The sequence below is a fragment of the Kitasatospora sp. NPDC001527 genome (genome assembly GCF_040298605.1).
Taxonomy (GTDB): Bacteria; Actinomycetota; Actinomycetes; order Streptomycetales; family Streptomycetaceae; genus Kitasatospora.
Window position 1 is genome coordinate 123,736 of sequence record NZ_JBEPAM010000002.1, and the last position, 19,265, is coordinate 143,000.

The 19,265-nt window shown below is 75.2% G+C and carries 19 protein-coding genes and 1 tRNA gene; 11 read left to right on the forward strand and 9 right to left on the reverse strand.

The window, feature by feature from the left end; translation table 11 throughout:
• Positions 1–43: 43 nt before the first annotated feature.
• Positions 44–124, reverse strand: a tRNA-Tyr gene (locus ABT238_RS02330).
• A gap of 216 nt (positions 125–340) precedes the next feature.
• Between ABT238_RS02330 and ABT238_RS02335 the strand changes: the two genes are divergently transcribed.
• Positions 341–829 carry a YajQ family cyclic di-GMP-binding protein gene (locus ABT238_RS02335; protein ID WP_350561781.1) on the forward strand — a complete coding sequence of 163 codons (489 nt, stop codon included), beginning with the start codon at positions 341–343 and terminating at the stop codon, positions 827–829.
• An 81-nt stretch (positions 830–910) separates the two neighbouring features.
• Here ABT238_RS02335 and ABT238_RS02340 read toward each other — a convergent pair whose 3' ends face one another.
• On the reverse strand, positions 911–1,411 hold the full coding sequence (locus ABT238_RS02340) for a hypothetical protein (RefSeq protein ID WP_350561779.1): 501 nt from the start codon (positions 1,409–1,411) through the stop codon (positions 911–913).
• Between the two features lie 41 nt (positions 1,412–1,452).
• Positions 1,453–2,160, reverse strand: coding sequence for an ArsR/SmtB family transcription factor (locus ABT238_RS02345; RefSeq protein ID WP_350561777.1), 708 nt, complete (start codon positions 2,158–2,160; stop codon positions 1,453–1,455).
• A gap of 138 nt (positions 2,161–2,298) precedes the next feature.
• Between ABT238_RS02345 and ABT238_RS02350 the strand changes: the two genes are divergently transcribed.
• From ABT238_RS02350 to mug, 7 genes are all read left to right on the forward strand, one after another.
• Positions 2,299–3,594: an MFS transporter gene (locus ABT238_RS02350; protein ID WP_350755276.1), complete on the forward strand. Its 1,296-nt coding sequence runs from the start codon at positions 2,299–2,301 to the stop codon at positions 3,592–3,594.
• A 328-nt stretch (positions 3,595–3,922) separates the two neighbouring features.
• Positions 3,923–5,377 carry a glutamate/gamma-aminobutyrate antiporter GadC gene (gene gadC / locus ABT238_RS02355; protein WP_350561965.1) on the forward strand — a complete coding sequence of 485 codons (1,455 nt, stop codon included), beginning with the start codon at positions 3,923–3,925 and terminating at the stop codon, positions 5,375–5,377.
• Positions 5,374–5,811, forward strand: coding sequence for a hypothetical protein (locus ABT238_RS02360; RefSeq protein ID WP_350561773.1), 438 nt, complete (start codon positions 5,374–5,376; stop codon positions 5,809–5,811). Before gadC ends, ABT238_RS02360 begins: the two co-directional genes overlap by 4 nt.
• 151 nt (positions 5,812–5,962) lie before the next feature.
• Positions 5,963–7,315 (forward strand): dipeptidase, encoded by a 1,353-nt coding sequence (locus ABT238_RS02365; protein ID WP_350561771.1) that lies wholly within the window; start codon positions 5,963–5,965, stop codon positions 7,313–7,315.
• Positions 7,316–7,388: 73 nt separating this feature from the next.
• Complete coding sequence (locus tag ABT238_RS02370; protein ID WP_350755278.1) at positions 7,389–8,507, forward strand: M24 family metallopeptidase; 1,119 nt, start codon at positions 7,389–7,391, stop codon at positions 8,505–8,507.
• Positions 8,508–8,642: 135 nt separating this feature from the next.
• Complete coding sequence (locus ABT238_RS02375) at positions 8,643–9,731, forward strand: phosphatase PAP2 family protein (protein WP_350561767.1); 1,089 nt, start codon at positions 8,643–8,645, stop codon at positions 9,729–9,731.
• Positions 9,728–10,291 (forward strand): G/U mismatch-specific DNA glycosylase, encoded by a 564-nt coding sequence (gene mug, locus ABT238_RS02380; RefSeq protein WP_350561765.1) that lies wholly within the window; start codon positions 9,728–9,730, stop codon positions 10,289–10,291. Before ABT238_RS02375 ends, mug begins: the two co-directional genes overlap by 4 nt.
• Before the next feature lie 29 nt (positions 10,292–10,320).
• Here the strand turns inward: mug and ABT238_RS02385 are convergent, their stop codons facing one another.
• Together ABT238_RS02385 and ABT238_RS02390 are read right to left on the reverse strand one after the other, a co-directional pair.
• Positions 10,321–10,968, reverse strand: coding sequence for a response regulator (locus ABT238_RS02385; RefSeq protein WP_350755280.1), 648 nt, complete (start codon positions 10,966–10,968; stop codon positions 10,321–10,323).
• On the reverse strand, positions 10,965–12,248 hold the full coding sequence (locus ABT238_RS02390; RefSeq protein WP_350755282.1) for a sensor histidine kinase: 1,284 nt from the start codon (positions 12,246–12,248) through the stop codon (positions 10,965–10,967). Before ABT238_RS02390 ends, ABT238_RS02385 begins: the two co-directional genes overlap by 4 nt.
• 252 nt (positions 12,249–12,500) lie before the next feature.
• Between ABT238_RS02390 and ABT238_RS02395 the strand changes: the two genes are divergently transcribed.
• Positions 12,501–14,393, forward strand: coding sequence for an FtsX-like permease family protein (locus tag ABT238_RS02395; protein WP_350755284.1), 1,893 nt, complete (start codon positions 12,501–12,503; stop codon positions 14,391–14,393).
• Between the two features lie 9 nt (positions 14,394–14,402).
• Here ABT238_RS02395 and ABT238_RS02400 read toward each other — a convergent pair whose 3' ends face one another.
• On the reverse strand, positions 14,403–15,317 hold the full coding sequence (locus ABT238_RS02400; RefSeq protein WP_350561757.1) for a LysR family transcriptional regulator: 915 nt from the start codon (positions 15,315–15,317) through the stop codon (positions 14,403–14,405).
• Positions 15,318–15,482: 165 nt separating this feature from the next.
• Between ABT238_RS02400 and ABT238_RS02405 the strand changes: the two genes are divergently transcribed.
• Entirely contained in the window at positions 15,483–16,499 is a 1,017-nt protein-coding gene (locus ABT238_RS02405) for an NADP-dependent oxidoreductase (RefSeq protein ID WP_350561755.1), read from the forward strand.
• A 167-nt stretch (positions 16,500–16,666) separates the two neighbouring features.
• On the opposite strand, the gene ABT238_RS02410 is transcribed toward ABT238_RS02405, so the two are convergent.
• Positions 16,667–17,551 carry a sigma-70 family RNA polymerase sigma factor gene (locus ABT238_RS02410; protein ID WP_350561753.1) on the reverse strand — a complete coding sequence of 295 codons (885 nt, stop codon included), beginning with the start codon at positions 17,549–17,551 and terminating at the stop codon, positions 16,667–16,669.
• A gap of 74 nt (positions 17,552–17,625) precedes the next feature.
• Here ABT238_RS02410 and ABT238_RS02415 point away from each other — a divergent pair, with 74 nt between their 5' ends.
• Complete coding sequence (locus tag ABT238_RS02415; RefSeq protein ID WP_350755286.1) at positions 17,626–18,306, forward strand: FMN-dependent NADH-azoreductase; 681 nt, start codon at positions 17,626–17,628, stop codon at positions 18,304–18,306.
• A 50-nt stretch (positions 18,307–18,356) separates the two neighbouring features.
• Here the strand turns inward: ABT238_RS02415 and ABT238_RS02420 are convergent, their stop codons facing one another.
• A complete protein-coding gene (locus ABT238_RS02420; RefSeq protein WP_350561749.1) occupies positions 18,357–18,758 on the reverse strand; it encodes a YccF domain-containing protein in 402 nt (133 codons plus the stop codon).
• 199 nt (positions 18,759–18,957) lie between these two features.
• Positions 18,958–19,227 carry a hypothetical protein gene (locus tag ABT238_RS02425; protein WP_350561747.1) on the reverse strand — a complete coding sequence of 90 codons (270 nt, stop codon included), beginning with the start codon at positions 19,225–19,227 and terminating at the stop codon, positions 18,958–18,960.
• Positions 19,228–19,265 lie beyond the last annotated feature (38 nt).

Sequence of the window (19,265 nt, forward strand, 5' to 3'; positions counted from 1 at the left end):
CCGGTTCACGTCTCCGTGAACCGGGGGCCTTCCATCTATCCTGTGGCTGGTGCAGGGTTCGAACCTGCGTAGCTTGCGCGACAGATTTACAGTCTGCTCCCTTTGGCCGCTCGGGCAACCAGCCAGGATGTTCGCCTCCCGGGGGCTCGCCCCGTTCGACTGGGTAAACCTTACCCGATGCCGGGGGGTGGTTCGCCACCCGGTCGGGTGGGGCGGGATCGGCGGGTGTGGCGTGGCTGTCCCGGGCGGGGGCGGGGGCGGGCTGGATAGGCTGGGGCGGCGGGCGTCCGGTGGGACGGGCCGTGTCAGTGCAGCCAGAACATCAAGGAGACCAACACCCATGGCCGACTCCAGTTTCGACATCGTCTCGAAGGTCGAGTGGCAGGAGGTCGACAACGCGATCAACCAGACCTCCCGCGAGATCTCCACGCGCTTCGACTTCAAGAACGTCGGCGCCGAGATCAAGCGCTCCGGCGAGACGATCGAGATGAAGGCCAACGGCGAGGAGCGCGTCAAGGCGATCCTGGACGTGCTGCAGAGCAAGTTCATCAAGCGCGGCCTGTCGCTGAAGGCGCTGGACGCCAAGGACCCGCAGCTGTCCGGCAAGGAGTACAAGATCTTCGCGGACGTGAAGGAGGGCATCTCCCAGGACGATGCCAAGAAGGTCGCGAAGATCATCCGGGACGAGGGCCCCAAGGGCGTCAAGGCCCAGGTCCAGGGCGACGAGCTCCGGGTCACCTCGAAGAGCCGTGACGACCTGCAGGCCGTCCAGGCGCTGCTCAAGGGCAAGGACCTGGACTTCGCGCTCCAGTTCGTGAACTACCGCTGAGGCGGAGGACGGCCCCGGGCGCGTGCTCCTGACGGGGCGTGCGGCCGGGGCCGTCGTCGTTCGCGGGGCGGGCGCCGGGGGTCAGTCGGCGGTGGCCCAGGAGGCGGTGGTGCGGTGGGCGCCGAGGCCGGCCGCGTCGAACTCGTCGTGGGCGGCGGGGTCGGTGTCGGCCGGGTGGACGCCGAGGTGGCGCAGGACGCGGGAGATCGGGCTGCCCTCGGGCGGGAAGGGTTCGAGTTCTGCGCTGGTGAGCGGGCCCAGGGCGAGCCGGCCGTCGGCCCAGAGGGCGGCGCGCTGGGTGCCGGTGCCGCCGAAGTAGTCGGCCTCCACGCAGGCGATCGGGCCGGCCTTGGACCAGGCGGCGAGCCGGCGTTCGAGGCCGTCGGAGAACCAGCCGAAGCCGGCGGCGCCCGGGGAGGCCGGGTCCTCGTCGCCGAACCGGAGGGCCGCCAGGAACTCGGGGGTGGCCGGGATCAGCGCCAGGCCCTGGGCGAGCGGTCGCGGGCGGGCCGCCGAAACCTCGGCGGCCGCCACCGCGACCAGCTCGGCCGGCCCGATCAGCGCCTGAAGTTCGTATGACATTCAGTCATCGTGAACCATGACACCGACAGTCCGCGCGGCGTTTACGATTCCGTGCCCGGTCGGCTATCAGTCCGAGAGTCGGCCGCCCGCTCGGGGCGGACGCCGTAGAGCAGGGCGAACAGGGTCGTCTCCACCGCGTCCTCGGCGTCGCTGTCCCCCTCGGCGCTCAACTCGTGGAAGATCTCGTCGAGCTGACCGCGCAACCGGCGCATCCGCTCGGGGGTGAGCCGGTACGTGAAGTGCGAGAACATGCCCGGCAGACCGGTCGCCCCGGCGTCCCGCGAGGTGGTGAAGTCGATGCGGTCGGCGACCGCGTGGGCGCGGAAGTCGCCGCGGACCCGGTCCATCGCGGCGAGCAGGGCGTCGTAGGCGTCGACCCGGGTCGGCGAACCGGGCGCGAAGATCTCCGGGGCGACCCGCAGTGAGAGCTGGGCCGGGGCGTAGCGGCTCTCGACGATGCCGGAGACCAGCCGGGTGCCGGCGACGCCGATCAGTCCGACCTTCTCCAGCTGCTTGATGTGCCGGTAGAGCTTGGTCTGCGGCTCGTCGAGCGCGGCGGCGATCTCCTTGGCGGTGAGCGGTCCGGAATCGCGGGCGGCCATCAGGACGTCGAGGATCGCCAGGCGGAGCGGGTCGGCCAGGGCCTTGAGGGTGGCGGCGTCCTCCACCCGGCGCTCCTTGAGGACGGCGGGGGCGGGGGCGACAGGCCCCGCGTCGGCGTTCACGGCACTCTCGGCGTTCTCGACCACGGGCCCACCCTCGCAGATGGCCGCCGACCCGGGCAATCGCGCGTTCACTCTTGCGCAATCGATCACGCTGGCGTCATCATTCACGCATTCGTGAATGATGACGTCATAGTGAGTGGCGTCCGGAGGGGGAGATCGCCGATGAGGACCGACACCGCGACCACGCACACGACCCCGGACACGACCCCGGACACGGCGGTGGCCCCCGTCCCCCTGCGGCGCAACTGGCGCTTCCAGGCCCTCTGGGCCGGCCAGGCCGGCTCCACCCTCGGCCTGCAGATCGCCGACACCGCGTACCCGCTGCTGCTGCTCGCGCTCACCGGCTCCGCCACGCTCGCCGGGGCGTTCGGGGCGCTGCAGATCGGCGCCTCCGTCCTCTTCGGCATCCACGGCGGCGCGGCCGCCGACCGCTACGACCGCCGCGTGGTGCTGATCGTCGGCGACTGCGTCCGGCTGCTCGCCTGTGCCAGCGTCCCGCTCGCCCTGGCCGTGGACCGGCTGACCGTCGCGCACACCCTGGTGGTGGCCGTGGTGATCGGCGCGACCATCGCCTACACCGGCCCGACCCGGCTGATCGCGGTGCGCTCGGTCGTCCCGCCGGAGCAGCTGCGGCAGGCGCTGGCGCAGGACGAGGCGCGGATCAGCGGGGCGGGCCTGATCGGGCCGCCGCTGGCGGGCGCGCTGTTCGGGCTCGGCCGGGGCGCGCCGTTCGTCGGCACGGCGGTCGCCTCGCTGCTCTCGCTGACCGCCGCGCTGCTGGTGCGCTTCCCGAGCCGGCCGGAGACCGGGACGGGCCGGGAGGCCGCCGCGCGGGGCGGCGCCCTGGCCGGCTACCGCTACCTCGCCCGCAACGCCCTGCTCCGCCCGGTCCTCGGCGTCGTCCTGCTGATCAACGTCGCGGGCACCGCGATGCTGCTGCCGGTGATGGTCCTCCTGCGCGGCCAGGGCACCTCCAGCACCGGCATCGGCCTGGCACTGGCCGGCGAGGCCGTCGGGGCGCTGGCCGGCGCGCTGCTGGTGAGCCGGCTGCACCGGCTGGCCGGGCCCGGGGTGCTGCTGCTCGCGGTGTCCTGGCTGACCGTCCCGGTGCTGCTCGCGCCGCTGCTGCCGGGCGGGACGGTCACCGTGTTCGCGGCGCTGTTCACGGTGGGCCTGGGGATACCGACGCTGCGGGTCATGATCGACCTGCTGGTGTTCAGCAGGGTCCCGGACGCGCTCCGCGGACGGGTGATCGCCGCGACGATGACGCTGTTCACGGCCGGGATGCCGGCCGGGATGGTCGGCAGCGGACTGCTGCTCGACCACCTCTCCCCCGCGGCGGTCCTCGTCGCGGTGGCCGTGCTGCTCACGGCGGGCCTGGTCCCGGCGACGGCCGGCCGGACGCTGCGCCGCGCCGGCTGGCCCGAGCCGCCGGTCACGCCCGCCCCGTCCTCCTGACAGTCGCTCACCCGTGCGGGCGCACCCGCATGCGGCCCCATCGCCAACCGGGTGAACTGGCCGGGTACGGCCCGTCCCCGGCCCGTTCCCGGTCCGGCCCCCGGACCGGCGCCGGCGGGCCACCCCAGGAGGACGCATGAGTTCGATGGACCTACCGTCGTCCGGCCAGGGCCGGCCCGGCGGCACGGGCGGCGGCGGCACGGGCGGCGGCGGCAACGGAGGCGGCGGCAACGGAGGCGGCACGGGCGGCGGCGCCGGCGGACGCCGCACCGAGGCGGACACCCGGCACACCGGCGCGGCGGCCACCAGGCTGGCGGACACGCCCCGGATGTCCTGGCTGACCCTCGCCTTCATGACCACCGCCTCGGTGGCCAGCCTCCGCTCCGCCCCGACCATGGCGGTCTACGGCCTCGCCTGCGTCTTCCTCTACCTGCTCCCGGCCGTCGTCTTCCTGCTGCCGACCGCGCTGGTCTCCGCCGAGCTGGCGTCCGGCTGGGAGGGCGGCGTCTACCGCTGGGTGTCGGAGGGCCTGTCGAAGCCGCTGGGCTTCCTGGCCGTCTGGTGCCAGTTCGCGATGACGATCTTCTACTACCCATCCCTGCTCGCCTACGTGGCCTCCACCATCGCCTACGTGGTCGACCCCTCCCTCGCGAGCAACGGCCCGTACACCGCGATCGTGATCATGGTGCTCTACTGGACCGGCGTCTGGGTCTCCTCCCGGGGCACCAAGGCGGTGGCCGGCCTCTCCTCGGCGGGCCTGGTGATCGGCACGCTGATCCCCGGCACGCTGCTGGTCGTGCTCGGCCTCGTCTTCCTCGGCCAGGGCAACGGCTCCGCCGCCCCGATGGACGCCGCCCACCTGTTCCCGGAGTGGACCGGCCTGGCCAGCCTGGTGCTGATCGTCAACAACTTCCTCAGCTACTCCGGCATGGAGATGAACGCGGTGCACGTCTCCTCGCTGCGCGACCCGGCCCGGGAGTTCCCGCGCTCGATGTTCACCGCCTCCGCGATGGTGCTGGCGATCTTCATCCTGCCCGCGCTGGCGATCAGCTGGGTGGTGCCGTCCAGCGAGCTGAGCCTGACGGCCGGCGTGATGCAGGCCTTCGACGCCTTCTTCCAGTACTTCCACATCGGCTGGCTCACCCCGGTGATCGCGGTGGCGCTGGTCTCCGCCTCGCTCGGCGGCATGCTCACCTGGCTCGCCGGGCCGTCCAAGGGCCTGCTGATGATCTCCCGCCAGGAGGGCTACCTCCCGCCCTTCCTGCAGAGGCTCAACAAGGAGGGCATCCAGCAGAACCTGCTGGTCACCCAGGGCGTGATCACCACGGTCATCGCCCTCGCCTACGCCCTGATCCCGAACGTCTCCAGCGCCTACTGGATCTTCTCGGTGATCACCACGCAGGTGTACCTGATCGTCTACCTGCTGATGTTCGCCGCCGCGATCCGGCTGCGCCGCACCCGGCCCGACCACCCGCGCGGCTACCGGGCGCCCGCGCTGGTGCCGATCTCGGTGACCGGCCTGGTGGCCTCGGCGGCGGCGATGGCGATCGGCTTCGTGCCCTCCTCGCAGTTCGGCAGCGGCTCGGCCTGGTCGTACGTGGCGATCGTCGGCGGCGGTCTGGCGGTCCTGGGCCTGCTGATCCCCTATCTGTTCCTGCGGCTGCGCAAGCCCGAGTGGCGCTCGCCCGAGGCCCGGGCCGAGCTCGCCGCCCAGGAGGCCGCCGAACTGGGCCGCGCCGACGGTGCGGACCGGCCCGGCCCGGACAAGGACGGTACGGCATGACCCGCAACCCGATGGCCTCCCGGCACCGCTGGATCTACCTCGGCGCGATCGTCCTGCTGATCGGCATGCTGATCACCGGTCTGCTCACCTACACCCAGCTGCACGAGACCAACGAGGCCAACCGCAAGGCCCAGCAGCTCTCCGAGGCGCTCACCGCCGCCGGCTACCCGGTGCCCTCGCAGGACCAGATCGTGCACACCCTGGGCGAGGACGGCGGCGCCGTCTGCGAGGACCCGGCCGGCGCGCTCCAGCAGGCCCAGTGGAAGTACGGCATGTCCAACGGCGCCGCCGGCCCCGGCCAGCGCCCGGTGCTCTCCGACCGCGAGGTGGTCTTCGCGGAGGCGATCGTGCTCTCGGTGTACTGCCCGGACAAGCTCGCCGCCATCAAGGACAAGATCGACGACCTCAAGCTCGACGACACCGTCCGCAACTGACGGCACCGACCGCGACCGACCCCCGGTCCCCGACCGACGCCCCGGTCCGCACCCGACGACACGTTCCGCGCCCGACGACATGTTCCGTACCCGACGACACGTCCGCACCCGACGCCGGAACGCCCGGCAGCCGCCCAGAGGAGCCGTCACCATGACCGACGAACTCGCCCGCCGGATCGCCGCCCTGATGCCGCGGGCCAGGACCGACCTGGCCGAGCTGGTCGCCATCCCCTCCGTCGCCGACCCCCGCCAGTACCCGCCCGAGAAGTGCCGCCAGGCCGCCGAGTGGGTCGCCGACGCCTTCTCCACCGCCGGACTGCGCGACGTCCACCTGGAGGAGACCCCGGACGGCAGCCACGCCGTGGTCGGCCACCGCCCGCCCCCGCCCGGCGCGCCGACCGTCCTGCTCTACGCCCACTACGACGTCCAGCCCCCGCTCGACGACGCCGCCTGGACCTCCCCGCCGTTCGAGCTGACCGAGCGCGACGGCCGCTGGTACGGGCGCGGCGCCGCCGACTGCAAGGGCAACATCGTCATGCACCTCACCGCGCTGCGGGCGCTCGGCGACGACCTTCCGGTCGGCCTCAAGCTGGTCGTCGAGGGCTCGGAGGAGCAGGGCACCGGCGGCCTGGAGGCCTACCTGCCGCCGCACGCCGGCGAGCTGCACGCCGACGCGCTGCTGGTCTGCGACACCGGCAACGCGGCGATCGGCGTCCCCACCGCCACCACCTCGCTGCGCGGGGTCACCAACGTCGTGGTCAGCGTCGCCGCGCTCCGCGGCGACGTGCACTCCGGCATGTTCGGCGGCCCGGCCCCGGACGCGCTGGCGGCGCTGATCCGCATCCTCGACTCGCTGCGCGACACCCACGGCGGCACCCGGATCGACGGCCTGGACAACGACGGCACCTGGAGCGGCGTCGGGTACGACGAGCAGCAGTTCCGCACCGACGCGGGCGTCCTGGACGGCGTCCGGCTGACCGGCTCCGGCACCGTCGCCGACCGGCTCTGGGCCCGGCCCGCCGTCACCGTGCTCGGCATCGACTGCCCGCCGGTGGTCGGCTCCGCCGCCGCGGTCCCGGCCACCGCCCGGGCCCGGGTCAGCCTGCGGGTGCCGCCCGGCACCGACGCGGGCGCCGCCCAGGCCGCGCTCATCGCCCACCTGGAGGCCGCCGCGCCGTGGGACGTGCGCGTCGAGGTGACACCGGAGAGCGCCGGTTCGCCGTTCCGCGCCGCCACCGGCGGGCCCGCGTACGCGGCACTCGACAAGGCCGCGCAGGAGGTCTACGGCCGGCCGCTGTCCTTCCTCGGCCAGGGCGGCTCGATCCCGCTCTGCACCGTGTTCGCCTCGACCTTCCCGGAGGCGGAGATCATCCTGATGGGCGTCGAGGAGCCGCGCTGCCTCATCCACGCGCCCAACGAGAGCGTCGACCCCGGCGAGATCGAGCACATGGCCCACGTCGAGGCACTGTTCTTCCGGCACTACGCCAACTCGCACCGGCCATGATGGAGTTGACGCACACGACGCGCACCCAGCCACCAGCCGTCGCCGTCGGCGAGCCCCCACCAGGAGACCCCGCATGCCCCGAGAGTTCACCACCGAGGACTACCGCGCCCGCCTGGAGCGGGCCACCGCCGCCGCCGCGGACGCCGGGCTGGCCGGCCTGGTCGTCGCCCCCGGCCCCGACCTCCTCCACCTGACCGGCTACCAGCCCACCGCGATCACCGAACGGCTCACCGCCCTCGTCCTCACCGCCGGCCACGAGCCCGCGCTGGTCGTCCCCGCCCTGGAGCGCCCCGACGCCGAGAAGGCGACCGGCGCCCCCGCCCTCCGGCTGGTCGGCTGGACCGACGGCCAGGACCCGTACGCCGCCGCCGTCCCGCTGATCGACCCGGCCGGCCGGTACGGGATCTCCGACAACGCCTGGGCGATGCACCTGCTCGGGCTCCAGGCCGCCCTGCCGGGCGTCGGCTGGACCTCGCTCACCGAGACCCTGCCGATGCTGCGCGCGGTCAAGGACGCGGACGAGCTGGAGCGCCTCGCCGCGGCCGGCGGCGCCGCCGACGCCGCCTACCGGGGCATCCTGGAGGTCACCTTCGCCGGCCGCCGGGAGACCGACGTCGCCGCCGACCTCGCCGCCCTGCTCATCCAGTACGGGCACAGCCAGGTCGACTTCACCGTGGTCGGCTCCGGCCCCAACGGCGCCAACCCGCACCACGAGGCCGGCGACCGGGTGATCGGGAACGGCGACACCGTCGTCCTGGACTTCGGCGGGCTCAAGGACGGCTACGGCTCCGACACCACCCGCACCGTGCACGTCGGCCCCGACGTCCCGGACGAGGTGCGCAAGGTCCACGACGTGGTCCGGCGGGCGCAGCAGACCGCGTTCGAGGCCGTCCGGCCCGGGGTGAGCTGCCAGGAGATCGACCGGATCGCCCGCCGGGTCATCACCGAGGCCGGGTACGGCGACTTCTTCATCCACCGCACCGGCCACGGCATCGGCATCACCACGCACGAGCCGCCGTACCTGGTCGAGGGCGAGGAGCGGCCGCTGGTGCCGGGCATGTGCTTCTCGATCGAGCCGGGCGTCTACCTGCCTGGCCGGTTCGGGGTGCGGATCGAGGACATCGTGACGGTCACCGAGCAGGGCGGGCGGCGGTTCAACAACACCCCGCACGAGCTGGGCATCGTGTTCTGAGCGCCCTGTTCCGCGTGTCCTGGGTCACCCCGGGCCGCCTCCGCTGCGCCGCCCGGGGCATTTCTGAGCCCTTCCTGAACGGACCGCCGTTCGCACCGAGAGTTCTCCAAGAATGCCTTGCTAGCTTCGACCGGCATGACCAGAATGCTCCGCCCGGCGCCGCCCACCCCTCCCGAGAGCGCCGGGCGGCTGCGTCCGGCGACCGGCTCCCGGACCGGCGCGCGCCCCGGCGCCCTGGCCCGGCTCCGGCTGCTGGCGTGGCCGCTCTACCTCGCCGCCCTGCTCTGGTACCTGCGCGCGTACGGCCTGCCGTACACCAACGACCTGGTCTTCCTGTGGCTGATGGGCGCCCTGGTGGCCGCCGGCGTGCACAGCGGGCACGGCGCGCGCGGCTTCCTGCTGGTGCTGCGCGACTGGGTGCCGGTGATGGCCGTCGTCTGGACGTACTCGCTGCTGCGCGGCTACGGCGCGCACACCCCCTGGGGCCCGTACCTGTGGCCGCAGCAGCGCTTCGACGAGGTGCTCGGCTTCGGTGAGACGCTGACCGTGCGGCTCCAGCACGGGCTCTACACGCCCGGCTCGCCGCAGTGGTGGGACTACGCGGCGGTCACCGTCTACATGTCGCACTTCTTCGCGGTCTTCATGATCCTCGCGGTGCTGTGGCGCCGCCGCCACGACCGGTTCCGGCACCTGCTCACCTGCTACCTGGTGCTGACCTTCGCCGGCTTCGCGACGTACATCCTGTACCCGGCGGTGCCGCCGTGGCTGTCCTCCCAGGAGGGCCACCTGCCGGCGCTGACCCGGGTGGTCTCGGACGTGCTCACCGAGAGCGGGCTGCCGCGGGCCGCGTCGGTGTTCGAGAACGGCAGCCAGTTCGCGAACGACGTCGCCGCGATGCCCTCGCTGCACTCGGCGTACCCGGCGATGCTGCTGTTCTTCTTCTGGCCGACGGCCGCGCGGTGGGTGCGGGTGCTGCTGGTCGCGTACCCGCTCGCGATGACCTTCGCGCTGGTGTACGGGGCGGAGCACTACCTGCTGGACGTCTTCGTCGGCTGGGCCTACGCGGCCGCGGCGGTGTACGGCGTGCGGTGGCTGCGGGAGCGGCGCCGGACGCGGTCGCTGGCGGCGAGCCGGGCGGCGGTGGCCGTCCCGGCGACGGCGGGGGCGGACGCGGCGGGGGCGGACGCGGAGGCGGCCGCGCCCACCGGCACACTGGAGCGGTGACCGAGAAGCCGACCACCGCGCCGAGGCCGACCGCCGAACAGCTGCTCGCCGCCCGCGACACCACGATCGAGGACGTCACCGCCCCCGGTCTGCGCGTCCTGTTCTGCGGCATCAACCCCGGGCTCTGGTCCGGGGCCACCGGTCACCACTTCGCCCGCCCGGGCAACCGGTTCTGGCCCGCCCTGCACCGCTCCGGCTTCACGCCCCGCCAGTTCCGCCCGGACGAGCAGCGGCAGCTGCTCGGTCTCGGTCTCGGCATCACCAACGTCGCCCCGCGCGCCACCGCCAAGGCCGACGAGCTGACCGCCGACGAGCTGCGGGCGGGCGGCGCCGCGCTCACCGACCGGGTGCTGCGGCTGCGCCCCCGGGTGCTGGCGGTGCTCGGCATCGGCGCCTACCGCACGGCCTTCGGCCGTCGGACGGCGTCGATCGGGCGCCAGGAGCAGACCATCGGCACGACCGAGGTCTGGGTGCTGCCCAACCCCAGCGGCCTCAACGCCCACTACACCCTGGACACCCTGGCGGCGGAGTTCGGCAGGCTCCGTGAGGCGGTCTCGTAGGGCCCGCCGACGCCCCCGTCGACGGGCCCTCAGGAGCGCAGGAACTCCAGCACCGCCAGCACCCGGCGGTGGGTCTCCTCGGCCGGGGGCAGGTCCAGCTTCATCAGGATGTTGCCGATGTGCTTGCCCACCGCCGCCTCGGACACCACCAGCTCCCGGCAGATCGCCGCGTTCGATCGGCCCTCCGCCATCAGCGCCAGCACCTCGCGCTCACGCGGGGTCAGCCGCTCCAGCGGGTCCCGGCGGCGGCGCAGCAACTGCCGGACCACCTCCGGGTCGACCACCGTGCTGCCGGCCGCCACCTCGGCGACCGCCGCCGTGAACTCCTCGATCTGGCCGATCCGGTCCTTCAGCAGGTAGCCCACGCCGGAGCCGTCCCCGGAGTCCAGCAGCTCCGCCGCGTACGAGCGCTGCACGTACTGGCTGAGCACGAGGACGGGCAGTCCGGGGCGCCGCTCCCGGAGGGCGACGGCGGTGCGCAGCCCCTCGTCGGTCTGGCCCGGCGGCATCCGGACGTCGGTGACGACGAGGTCCGGCGCGTGCTCCTCGGCCGCCGCGCGCAGCGCCCCGGCATCGCCGACGGCGGCCACCACCCGGTGCCCGAACCGGGCCAGCAGGCCGACCAGCCCCTCGCGCAGCAGCACGCCGTCCTCCGCGAGCACGATCCGCAGGCTCATCGGGCCGCTCCTCCGTCAGCCGGGGCGCAGGGGATCTCCACCCGCACCAGGGTCGGTCCGCCGGGCGGACTGCTGACCGTCAGTGTGCCGTCCACGACCGCGACCCGGTCGGCCAGTCCGGTCAGGCCGGTGCCGCGGGCCGGGTCGGCGCCGCCGCGGCCGTCGTCGGTCACCTCGATGGTCAACCGCCCGTCCGCGTAGCGGCCCTCGACGCCGGCCGTGCGCGCGCCGCTGTGCTTGGCGATGTTGGCGAGCGCCTCGGTGACGGCGAAGTAGCCGGCCGACTCGACCGGCGCCGGAAGCCTGACGGGCAGCGCGAAGCGGGTGGTGACCGGGACCGGCGAGCGGTCGGCGGCGTCCGCGCAGGCCTCCGGCAGGCCCCGGTCGGTGAGCACCTGGGGGTGGACGCCGTTGATCAGCTCCCGCAGCTCGGCCAGCACGTCGCCCGCCTCGCGGTGCGCCTCGGCGAGCCGGGCGGCCAGCGGGCCGTCCGGCGGCGCGTCCAGCCGGGCGAGGCCGAGCGTCATCCGCAGGGCCACCAGGCGCTGTTGGGCGCCGTCGTGCAGATCGCGTTCGATCCGGCGCCGCTCCGCCTCGAAGGCGTCCACCAGCCGGGCCCGGGAGCGGACGAGTTCGCCGATCCGCCGCTCCTGCCGGCCGGGCCCGAGCAGCAGCCGGACGAGGCCCGCCCGGGCGGCGGCGACCACCGCCAGCGGGTACCCGAGCAACGGCAGCAGGACGAGGCCGGCCAGCCCGCACAGGGCCGCCGTCACCGGCGAGTGGACCTGCCAGATCTTGAGGACGTTGACCTGCTCGCCGTCCAGCAGGAGCAGCGGGAGGGCGGCCAGCAGGTAGCCGGGGACGGCGAGGGCGCAGCCGGCCACGGCCAGGTCGACCGGCCAGAGCACGAACCCGGCGAGCACGGTGAAGCCCAGCTCGCGCCAGGTCGCCCGCTCGCGGTAGCGCAGCCGCAGCCAGGCCGCGAGGCCGGGGCGGTCGGGGAGGCGGTGCGGGTCCGGCACCCGCGCGCCGTCCAGGAAGCGGGCCAGCCGGCGTTCCCAGGCCGCGACCGGCAGCCCGACCAGGGCGAGCGCGGCCAGCAGCGGCAGCCCGACCAGCAGCACCGCCAGCGCCCCGCCGGCCACCACCGAGACCAGCAGCCCGGCGCAGAGCAGCAGCCCGGTCAGCCCGGTCGCCAGCAGGTACCCGGCCGCCCGCCACGGGGCCGCCGACCGCAGGAACCCCGGCCGCGGCACCGGGCCCCACCAGCCCTCGTCCATCGCGTCCCTCCCCCTGTGCGCCCGCCCACCCTAGGTCCCCGGCCGCGGCCCGTCGGTAGGGCCCGGCCTACCTTTCCGCCCGCGGCCCGCGCCCTTCCTTCCGCGGCCCGCGCCGTTCCGCCCGCGCCGGAAGTCGGACCCGTCGACGTCCGGCGCGGCCTCCGCGTCCCCTACGGGTAGGGCCCGCCCTACCGTCCGAAGTGGCGCCTGGGCTGCTGTGCCGGCCCGGCCGGCGGCGGTTCGCTGGACGGCATGAGAAAGCTGCGGATCGCGCTCACGTCCCTGAAGGCCCGCCCGGTCTCCCTCCTCGGCGCCTTCCTGGCCCTGGCCCTCGGCGTGGCGATGACCGCCGTCATGCTGCTCGGCCTCGCCGCCGCGCTGGGCGGCGCCGCCGGCGGGGAGGAACTGGTCTCGCTGGTCGCCGCGCTCGGCACCGCGGGCGGGGTGAGTGCGTTCGTCTCGGCGTTCGTCGTCGCCTCCACCTACTCCTACGCCGTCGCCCAGCGCCGCCGCGAACTCGGCCTGCTCCGCCTGGCCGGCGCCACCCGCGCGCAGGTCCGCCGCACCGTGCTCGCCGAGGCGCTGCTGCTCGGGGCCGCCGCCTCCGCCACGGGCTGCCTGCTCGGCCGGCTCGGCGCTCCCGCGCTCGTCCGGGGGCTGTCCGAGGCCGGCATGGCCCCGCCCGGCTTCGCCCTCGTCCCCGCCTCCTGGCCGCTGCCCACCGCCTTCGCGACCGGCCTGCTGGTCGCCCTCGGCGGCGTCGCCGCGGCCGTCCGGCGGGCCGGACGGGTCGGCCCGCTGGACGCCCTGCGCACGGCCGACCTCGACACCGGGGTGCTGACCGCCGGCCGGCTCCTCACCGGCCTCGGCCTGCTGCTCGCCTTCCTCGCGCCGGTCGCCACCGCGCTCGCCACCGACCCCGCCGACCTGCTGCACCGCAAGACGTACACCACCCAGCCCATGTGGCTGATCTGCGCGTCCGGCCTGCTCTCCCCGCTCCTCGCCCCGCCGCTGATCCGCCTGCTGGGCCGCGTCCTCCCCCGCCGGGTCACCGGCTACGCCGGCCGCCTGGTGCCGGCCGGCGCCGCCGCGGCGCTGCGCCGGACGGGGGCGGTGGCCGCACCCGTCCTGGTCTCGGTCGCGCTGACCGGCGCGCTGGCGGGCGCGCTGGACACGGTGGGCGCCGCCCGCACCGCCGAGGCGCGCGCCCGCACCGCCGCCGACCTGGTCGTCGTCCCGGCCCCCGGCGCCGACGGCGGCCCGCTGCTCGCCGCGCTGCGCGCCGTTCCCGGCGTGGCCGCCCTCTCCGCCACCGCGCCGACCGCCCTCTCGCTCGTCGAAGCGGACGGCGTGACGGTCCGCTCCGAGGCCCGCGCGACCACCGATCCGGCCGGACTGGCGGCGCTCGCCCGGCTGCCCCTGCTGGCCGGTTCGCCGGCCGGCCTCGACGACGGCTCCCTCGTCCTGCCCGCCGAGTGGGGGCACCGGACGGTCGGCGAGCCGGTCCCGGTGGTCCGCGCCGACGGCAGCCGGACGACCCTGCGGGTCGCCGCCGTGCTGCGCGACGGGCTCGGCGACAACGGCCTGTACGTGACCGCCGCCAATGCCCCGGGCGCCCTGGTCGACCGGATCGAGGTCCGGCTCGGCCCCGCCGCCCGGGCGGCCGGCGTCCGCGCCGCCGCCCTGCCGTTCGGCGCCGCCGTGCTGACCCGCGAGCAGTGGCTCGCCGCCGGGGCGTCCCCGCGGATCGCGTGGCTGCGGATCGTCCTGGTGCTCGGCCCGGCCCTCGTCTACGCGGGCATCGCGCTCGCCAACACGCTGCTCATGGCCACCGCCGACCGCCGGCGCGAACTCGCGCTGCTCCGCCTGGCCGGGGCGACCCGAGGTCAGGTGGTCCGCCTGGTCACCGCCGAGTCGGTGCTGGTGACGGCGGTCGGCGCGGTGCTCGGCTGCGCGGTCGCGGCCGTCCAGCTCGGCTCCCTGCACGCCGCGCTGGCGGTGCTGCGCGTACCCGCCCCGCTCGTCCTGCCGTGGCGGCCGGTCGGCGTGGTGGCGGCCGGGGCGCTGCTGCTCGCCGCGGTCTGCGCCGCGCCGGCCGCCGCCTGGGCGCTGCGCACCCGCCCGGTGGCCGCCGCCGCGCGCTGAGTCCGGGTGTCAGACCGCCGTCAGTCCCTCGGGCAGCCCCTGGCCGCGCAGCTCCCGCAGCTCGCGGATCAGCGCCCGGACGGCCGCCGTCCCCGCCAGCTCCGGCGTCGTCACATAACCGACGTAGCGGCTCGGCGGGCGCGGCCCGAGGCCGGTGACCGCCAGCCCGGCGGGCGCGCCGAGCAGGGCGGTCCGGGGCATGATCGCCATCCCCAGGCCCTGCGACACCAGGGAGGCGGCCACCGTGTCGTCCTCGACGTCGATGGTCGACGGCGGGATCCAGTCCTGCCGGTCCCACCAGTCGCGGGTGTACGAGCCGCAGTTCTCGTCCCAGTCGACCAGCGGCAGCCCGCGCGGCGCCGGGTGACCGGCCGGGTGCGCCAGCGCGTACGTCTCCTCGAACAGCCGGGCGGCGACCAGGCCGGGGACGGGCGGCGGCGCGGCCGGGTCGAGGGTCGCGAGGCCGAGGTCGGCCCGGCCGTCGGCGACCTCGCCGGCGGTGCCCCGGCCGATCTCGCGGACGATCCGCACCTGCGCCGTGACCCCCGGGTGGCGGGCGGTCAGCCGGGCCAGGACGGGCGGCAGCAGGTGCGCGGCGACGCTGCGGAACGCGGCGATCCGCAGCACCCCGCCGACCTCCCCCGCCGCGTCGCCCGCCGCGGCCGCCCGGACCTCCGGGCCCATCGCGGCCAGCAGCCGCAGGACCCGCCGGGCGTACGCGACGGCCCGCTCGCCCGCCTCGGTGGGACGCGCGCCGTGGCGCCCGCGCTCGAACAGCACCGCGCCGAGCTTCCGTTCGCTGGCGCGCACGGCGTGCGAGACGGCGGACTGGCTGCTGTCCAGGCGCGCGGCGGCGGCCGTGAACCCCTGCTCCTCGGCCACCGCGACGAGGACCCGCAGCTCGTGCGGGGCGAGATCGGTCATGGCGGCGACGCTACCGGATCCATCGATCCCGTTCATGGAACGTCCCCGTCCATCGACGCGGGCCCCTGCCCGGCCCCCGCCCCGCTCCCTACGGTGATCACCACCGCCCGCCGGCATCCGCCTCGAGCCCTTGAACCCTTGAACCCTTGAACCCTGGAGCCCACCGTGTCCCGCCCCACCGCCCGCGTCGTCCACCTCGTCTCCCGCCCGGACGGCGAGCCCACCGCCGACGACTTCGCCTTCCTCGACGAGACGGTCCCGCCACCGGCCGACGGCGAGGCGCTGGTCGAGAACATCCACCAGTCCGTCGACCCGTACATGCGCGAGGAGATGGACGAGACCGGCGGCTGGCGGCTGCACGCCCCGCTGGAGGGCCGCACCCTGGGCCGGGTCGTCGAGTCCCGCACGCCCGCGCTGCCCGTCGGCACCCTCGTCCACCACCGCCGGGGCTGGCGCACCCTCTCCGTGGTCACCGCGGAGGAGACCACCGTCCTGCCCGACTTCGCGGGCGTCCCGCTCAGCGCCCACCTCGGCATCCTCGGCGGCACCGGGCTCTCCGCCTGGGTCGGCCTGACCCGGATCGCCCGGCTGCGGCCCGACGAGACGATCTTCATCTCGGCGGCCGCGGGCGGCGTCGGCACCGCGGCCGGCCGGATCGCCCGCCTGCTCGGCGCCGGGCGGATCGTCGGCAGCGCCGGGTCCGCCGCCAAGGTCCGCCACCTCACCGAACACCTCGGCTTCGACGCCGCCTTCGACTACCACGACGCCCCGATCGCCGACCGGCTGCGCGAGGCCGCGCCCGACGGCCTGCACGTCTACCTCGACAACGTCGGCGGCGACCACCTGGAGGCCGCCATCGGCGCGCTGCGCGACCACGGCCGGATCGCCTGGTGCGGGGCGGTCGCCCAGTACAACCACCTCCAGGCCCCGCCGCCCGCGCCGCGCAACCTGTTCGACGTGGTCGGCAAGAGCCTGCGGCTGGAGGGCTTCCTGGTCCGCGACCACCTGGACGCCCGCCCCGGGCTGTACGACTTCCTCGTCCCGCACCTGCGCTCCGGGGCCGTCGCCTCGGACGAGACGGTCGTCCAGGGCTTCGAGCACGTCGTGGACGCCTTCCTCGGCATGCTGCGCGGCGCCAACACCGGCAAGATGATCGTCCAGCTCGCCGACGAGCCGCGCTGAGCCGCACCGGAGGACCGCCGGTCCGCTCCCCCGGGGCCGCCTCGTCGAGAGGGCGGGCACCGTGCCCGGCCCGGTCCGCGCGATGTACGTCGAGGGCGCCGGCGGCACCGAGGCCGACCTCGACGACCCGCGCGCCGCCCGCACCGGGCACCGGGAGCGGCAACGCCTCATCGTGCTCGCCACCGCCGCTCCGGCTCCCCGACCCACGGGCCGCACTCCAGCGGCCCGACCGCCGCCGCCGCCAGCCGTGCCGGGTCCGCGACCACCTCGAAGGCGGCCACCCGGCCGTCGCGCACGGTGAACCGCAGCAGCAGCCGCAGCCGTCCGTCCGGCGCGATCGCCGCGCCGACCGCGCCGTCCACCAGCACCGGCACCCCGAACCGCGCCCGCCGCCCGATCACCCGCGTCTCCCGGGCCACCGCGTCGGCGCCGCGCAGCACCGCCGGACGGCCGGCCGGCAGCGCGGCCGGGTCGGCCCGGCGCACCACGTCCGGGGCGAGCACGGCGAGCAGCGCGTCCAGGTCGCCGCCGCGGGCGGCGGCCAGGAACGCCTCCACCACGGTGCGCTCGCCCGTCCCCCGCTCCGCCGGCGCCCCCTTGACCCGCTGCCGGGCCCGGCTCGCCAGCTTCTTGGCGGCCGCCGTGTTCCGCCCGACGATCGGCCCGATCTCCTCGAACGGCACCGCGAAGCCGTCGTGCAGCACGAAGGCGACCCGCTCGGCCGGCCCCAGCCGGTCCAGCACCACCAGCATCGCCCGGCCGACCTCGTCGACCAGCTCCGCCTCCGCCTCCGGCCCGTCCACCACCCCCTCGGCCACCGCCGGCTCGGTCCGCCGCGCCCGCAGCACGTCCAGGCAGATCCGCGACACGACCGTGGTCAGCCAGCCCGGCAGGTTCTCCAGCTCCGCCGCGTCCACCCGCTCCAGCCGCAGCCAGGCCTCCTGCACGGCGTCCTCCGCCTCCGCCGTCGACCCCAGGATCCGGCGCGCCACCGCCCCCAGCCGCCCCCGCTCGGCCTCGAACCGCACCGCCAACCGCTCGCGCCCGTCCATCGGTCACCTTTCCGTCCGCGTCCCCGTCACGGGGTTGACGATGCCCACCCCCCGAAGGTGACCGGGAGCCCCTCATGCCCACCCCGATGCCCACCCTGCTCCACCTGGACTCCAGCGCGAGCCCCGCCGACCGGTCCGTCAGCCGCCGCCTGACCGCCCGCTTCGCCCGGGCCTGGCAGGCCGGCCACCCCGGCGCCGGCTACCGCTACCGCGACCTCGCCGCCGACCCGGTACCGCTCATCGGCGCCGGCTACGCCTCCCTCGGCGTCCGCGTCGAACGCCACGGCGCCCCCGTCCCGCTCGCCGACGTCCCCGCCTTCGCGGCCACTCCCGACGAGCACCACGAGTGGTCCCTGACCCACCCCCTGATCACCGAACTCCACGCGGCCGACACGCTCCTGCTCGGCGTCCCCATGTACAACTTCACGGTCCCCGCCGCCCTCAAGGCCTGGATCGACCGCGTCACCTTCCCCGGCGCCCACACCGGCCGCCTCACCGCCACCCGCGTCATCGCCGTCACCGCCCGCGGCGGCGGCTACGGCCCCGGCACCCCGCGCGAACCCTTCGACTTCCAGACCCCCTACCTGCGCGCCTGGTGCACCGAACACCTCGGCGTCCCGGAGGCCAACCTCCGCTTCGTCCACGCCGAACTGACCCGCGCCGCCGACGTCCCCGCCCTCACCCCCTACCGCGGCCTCGCCACCACCTCCCTCACCACCGCCCGCACCACCCTGACCACCCTCGCCACCGCCTGAAACCGCCGAAGGGCCGGCGGAAACACCCGCCGGCCCTCCCGCCCCGTCCGCTACCGCCCGCCCCAGGGCTCGTCCGTCGCCACGATCTCCCGCCCCAGCGGCGTCAGCGACACCGGGATCAGCTTGAGGTTCGCCCACCCGAACGGGATCCCGATGATCGACAGGAACAGCGGAATGCTGGTGATCAGGTGCATCAGCGCCAGCCACCACCCGGCGAACACCAGCCAGATCACGTTCCCGACGCACGACGGAGCCCCGGCGTCCGGCCGCTCGACGGCCTTGCGCCCGAACGGCCAGATCACGAACCCCGCCAGCCGGAACGACGCGATGCCGAAGGGAATGGTGATGATCAGAACGCAGCAGATGATGCCGGCGATCACATAACCGACCGCCATCCAGAACCCGCAGAAGACCAGCCAGAGCACATTCAGTAGGAATCCGATCACCTTCATGCCTGGCACCCTCTCACGCGCGACGACTGCCCCCTACGACCCGGATGCCCGCTGAGCTGCGTGTCCACGCGCTCGGAGGCCACACCTCAGGGACCGCTCCGGGTGCCGCCCCTCCTCACGGAGGAGACCGGTCCGCCCGGACACGCGGCTCCGCGCCGCCCGGGTGGCCCGGGCGGCGCGGAGCGGTGGTCGGGGGCGGTCAGCCCTCCGCGTGGCCGATGCCGGTGTCGACGAAGGAGCCGGAGACGCCGTCCTCGCTGATGACCAGGGTGCCCTCGAAGTAGCTGGCACCGTCGGGGCCGTACTTCACCTCGATGACGTGCAGGGCGCTTCCGTCGGGGCCGACCGTGAAGGCGCCCTTGTCGAAGTGGGCGACGGGGACGGCGCCCTCGGCGTCGGCGGAGGCGGCGGTGGCGCCGCAGACGGCGAGCGGGAGGACGATGGCGGAGGCGGCGAGGATACGGTGCATGGTGCGCATGGAAGGTGCCCTTTCGAGGCGTTGATTCT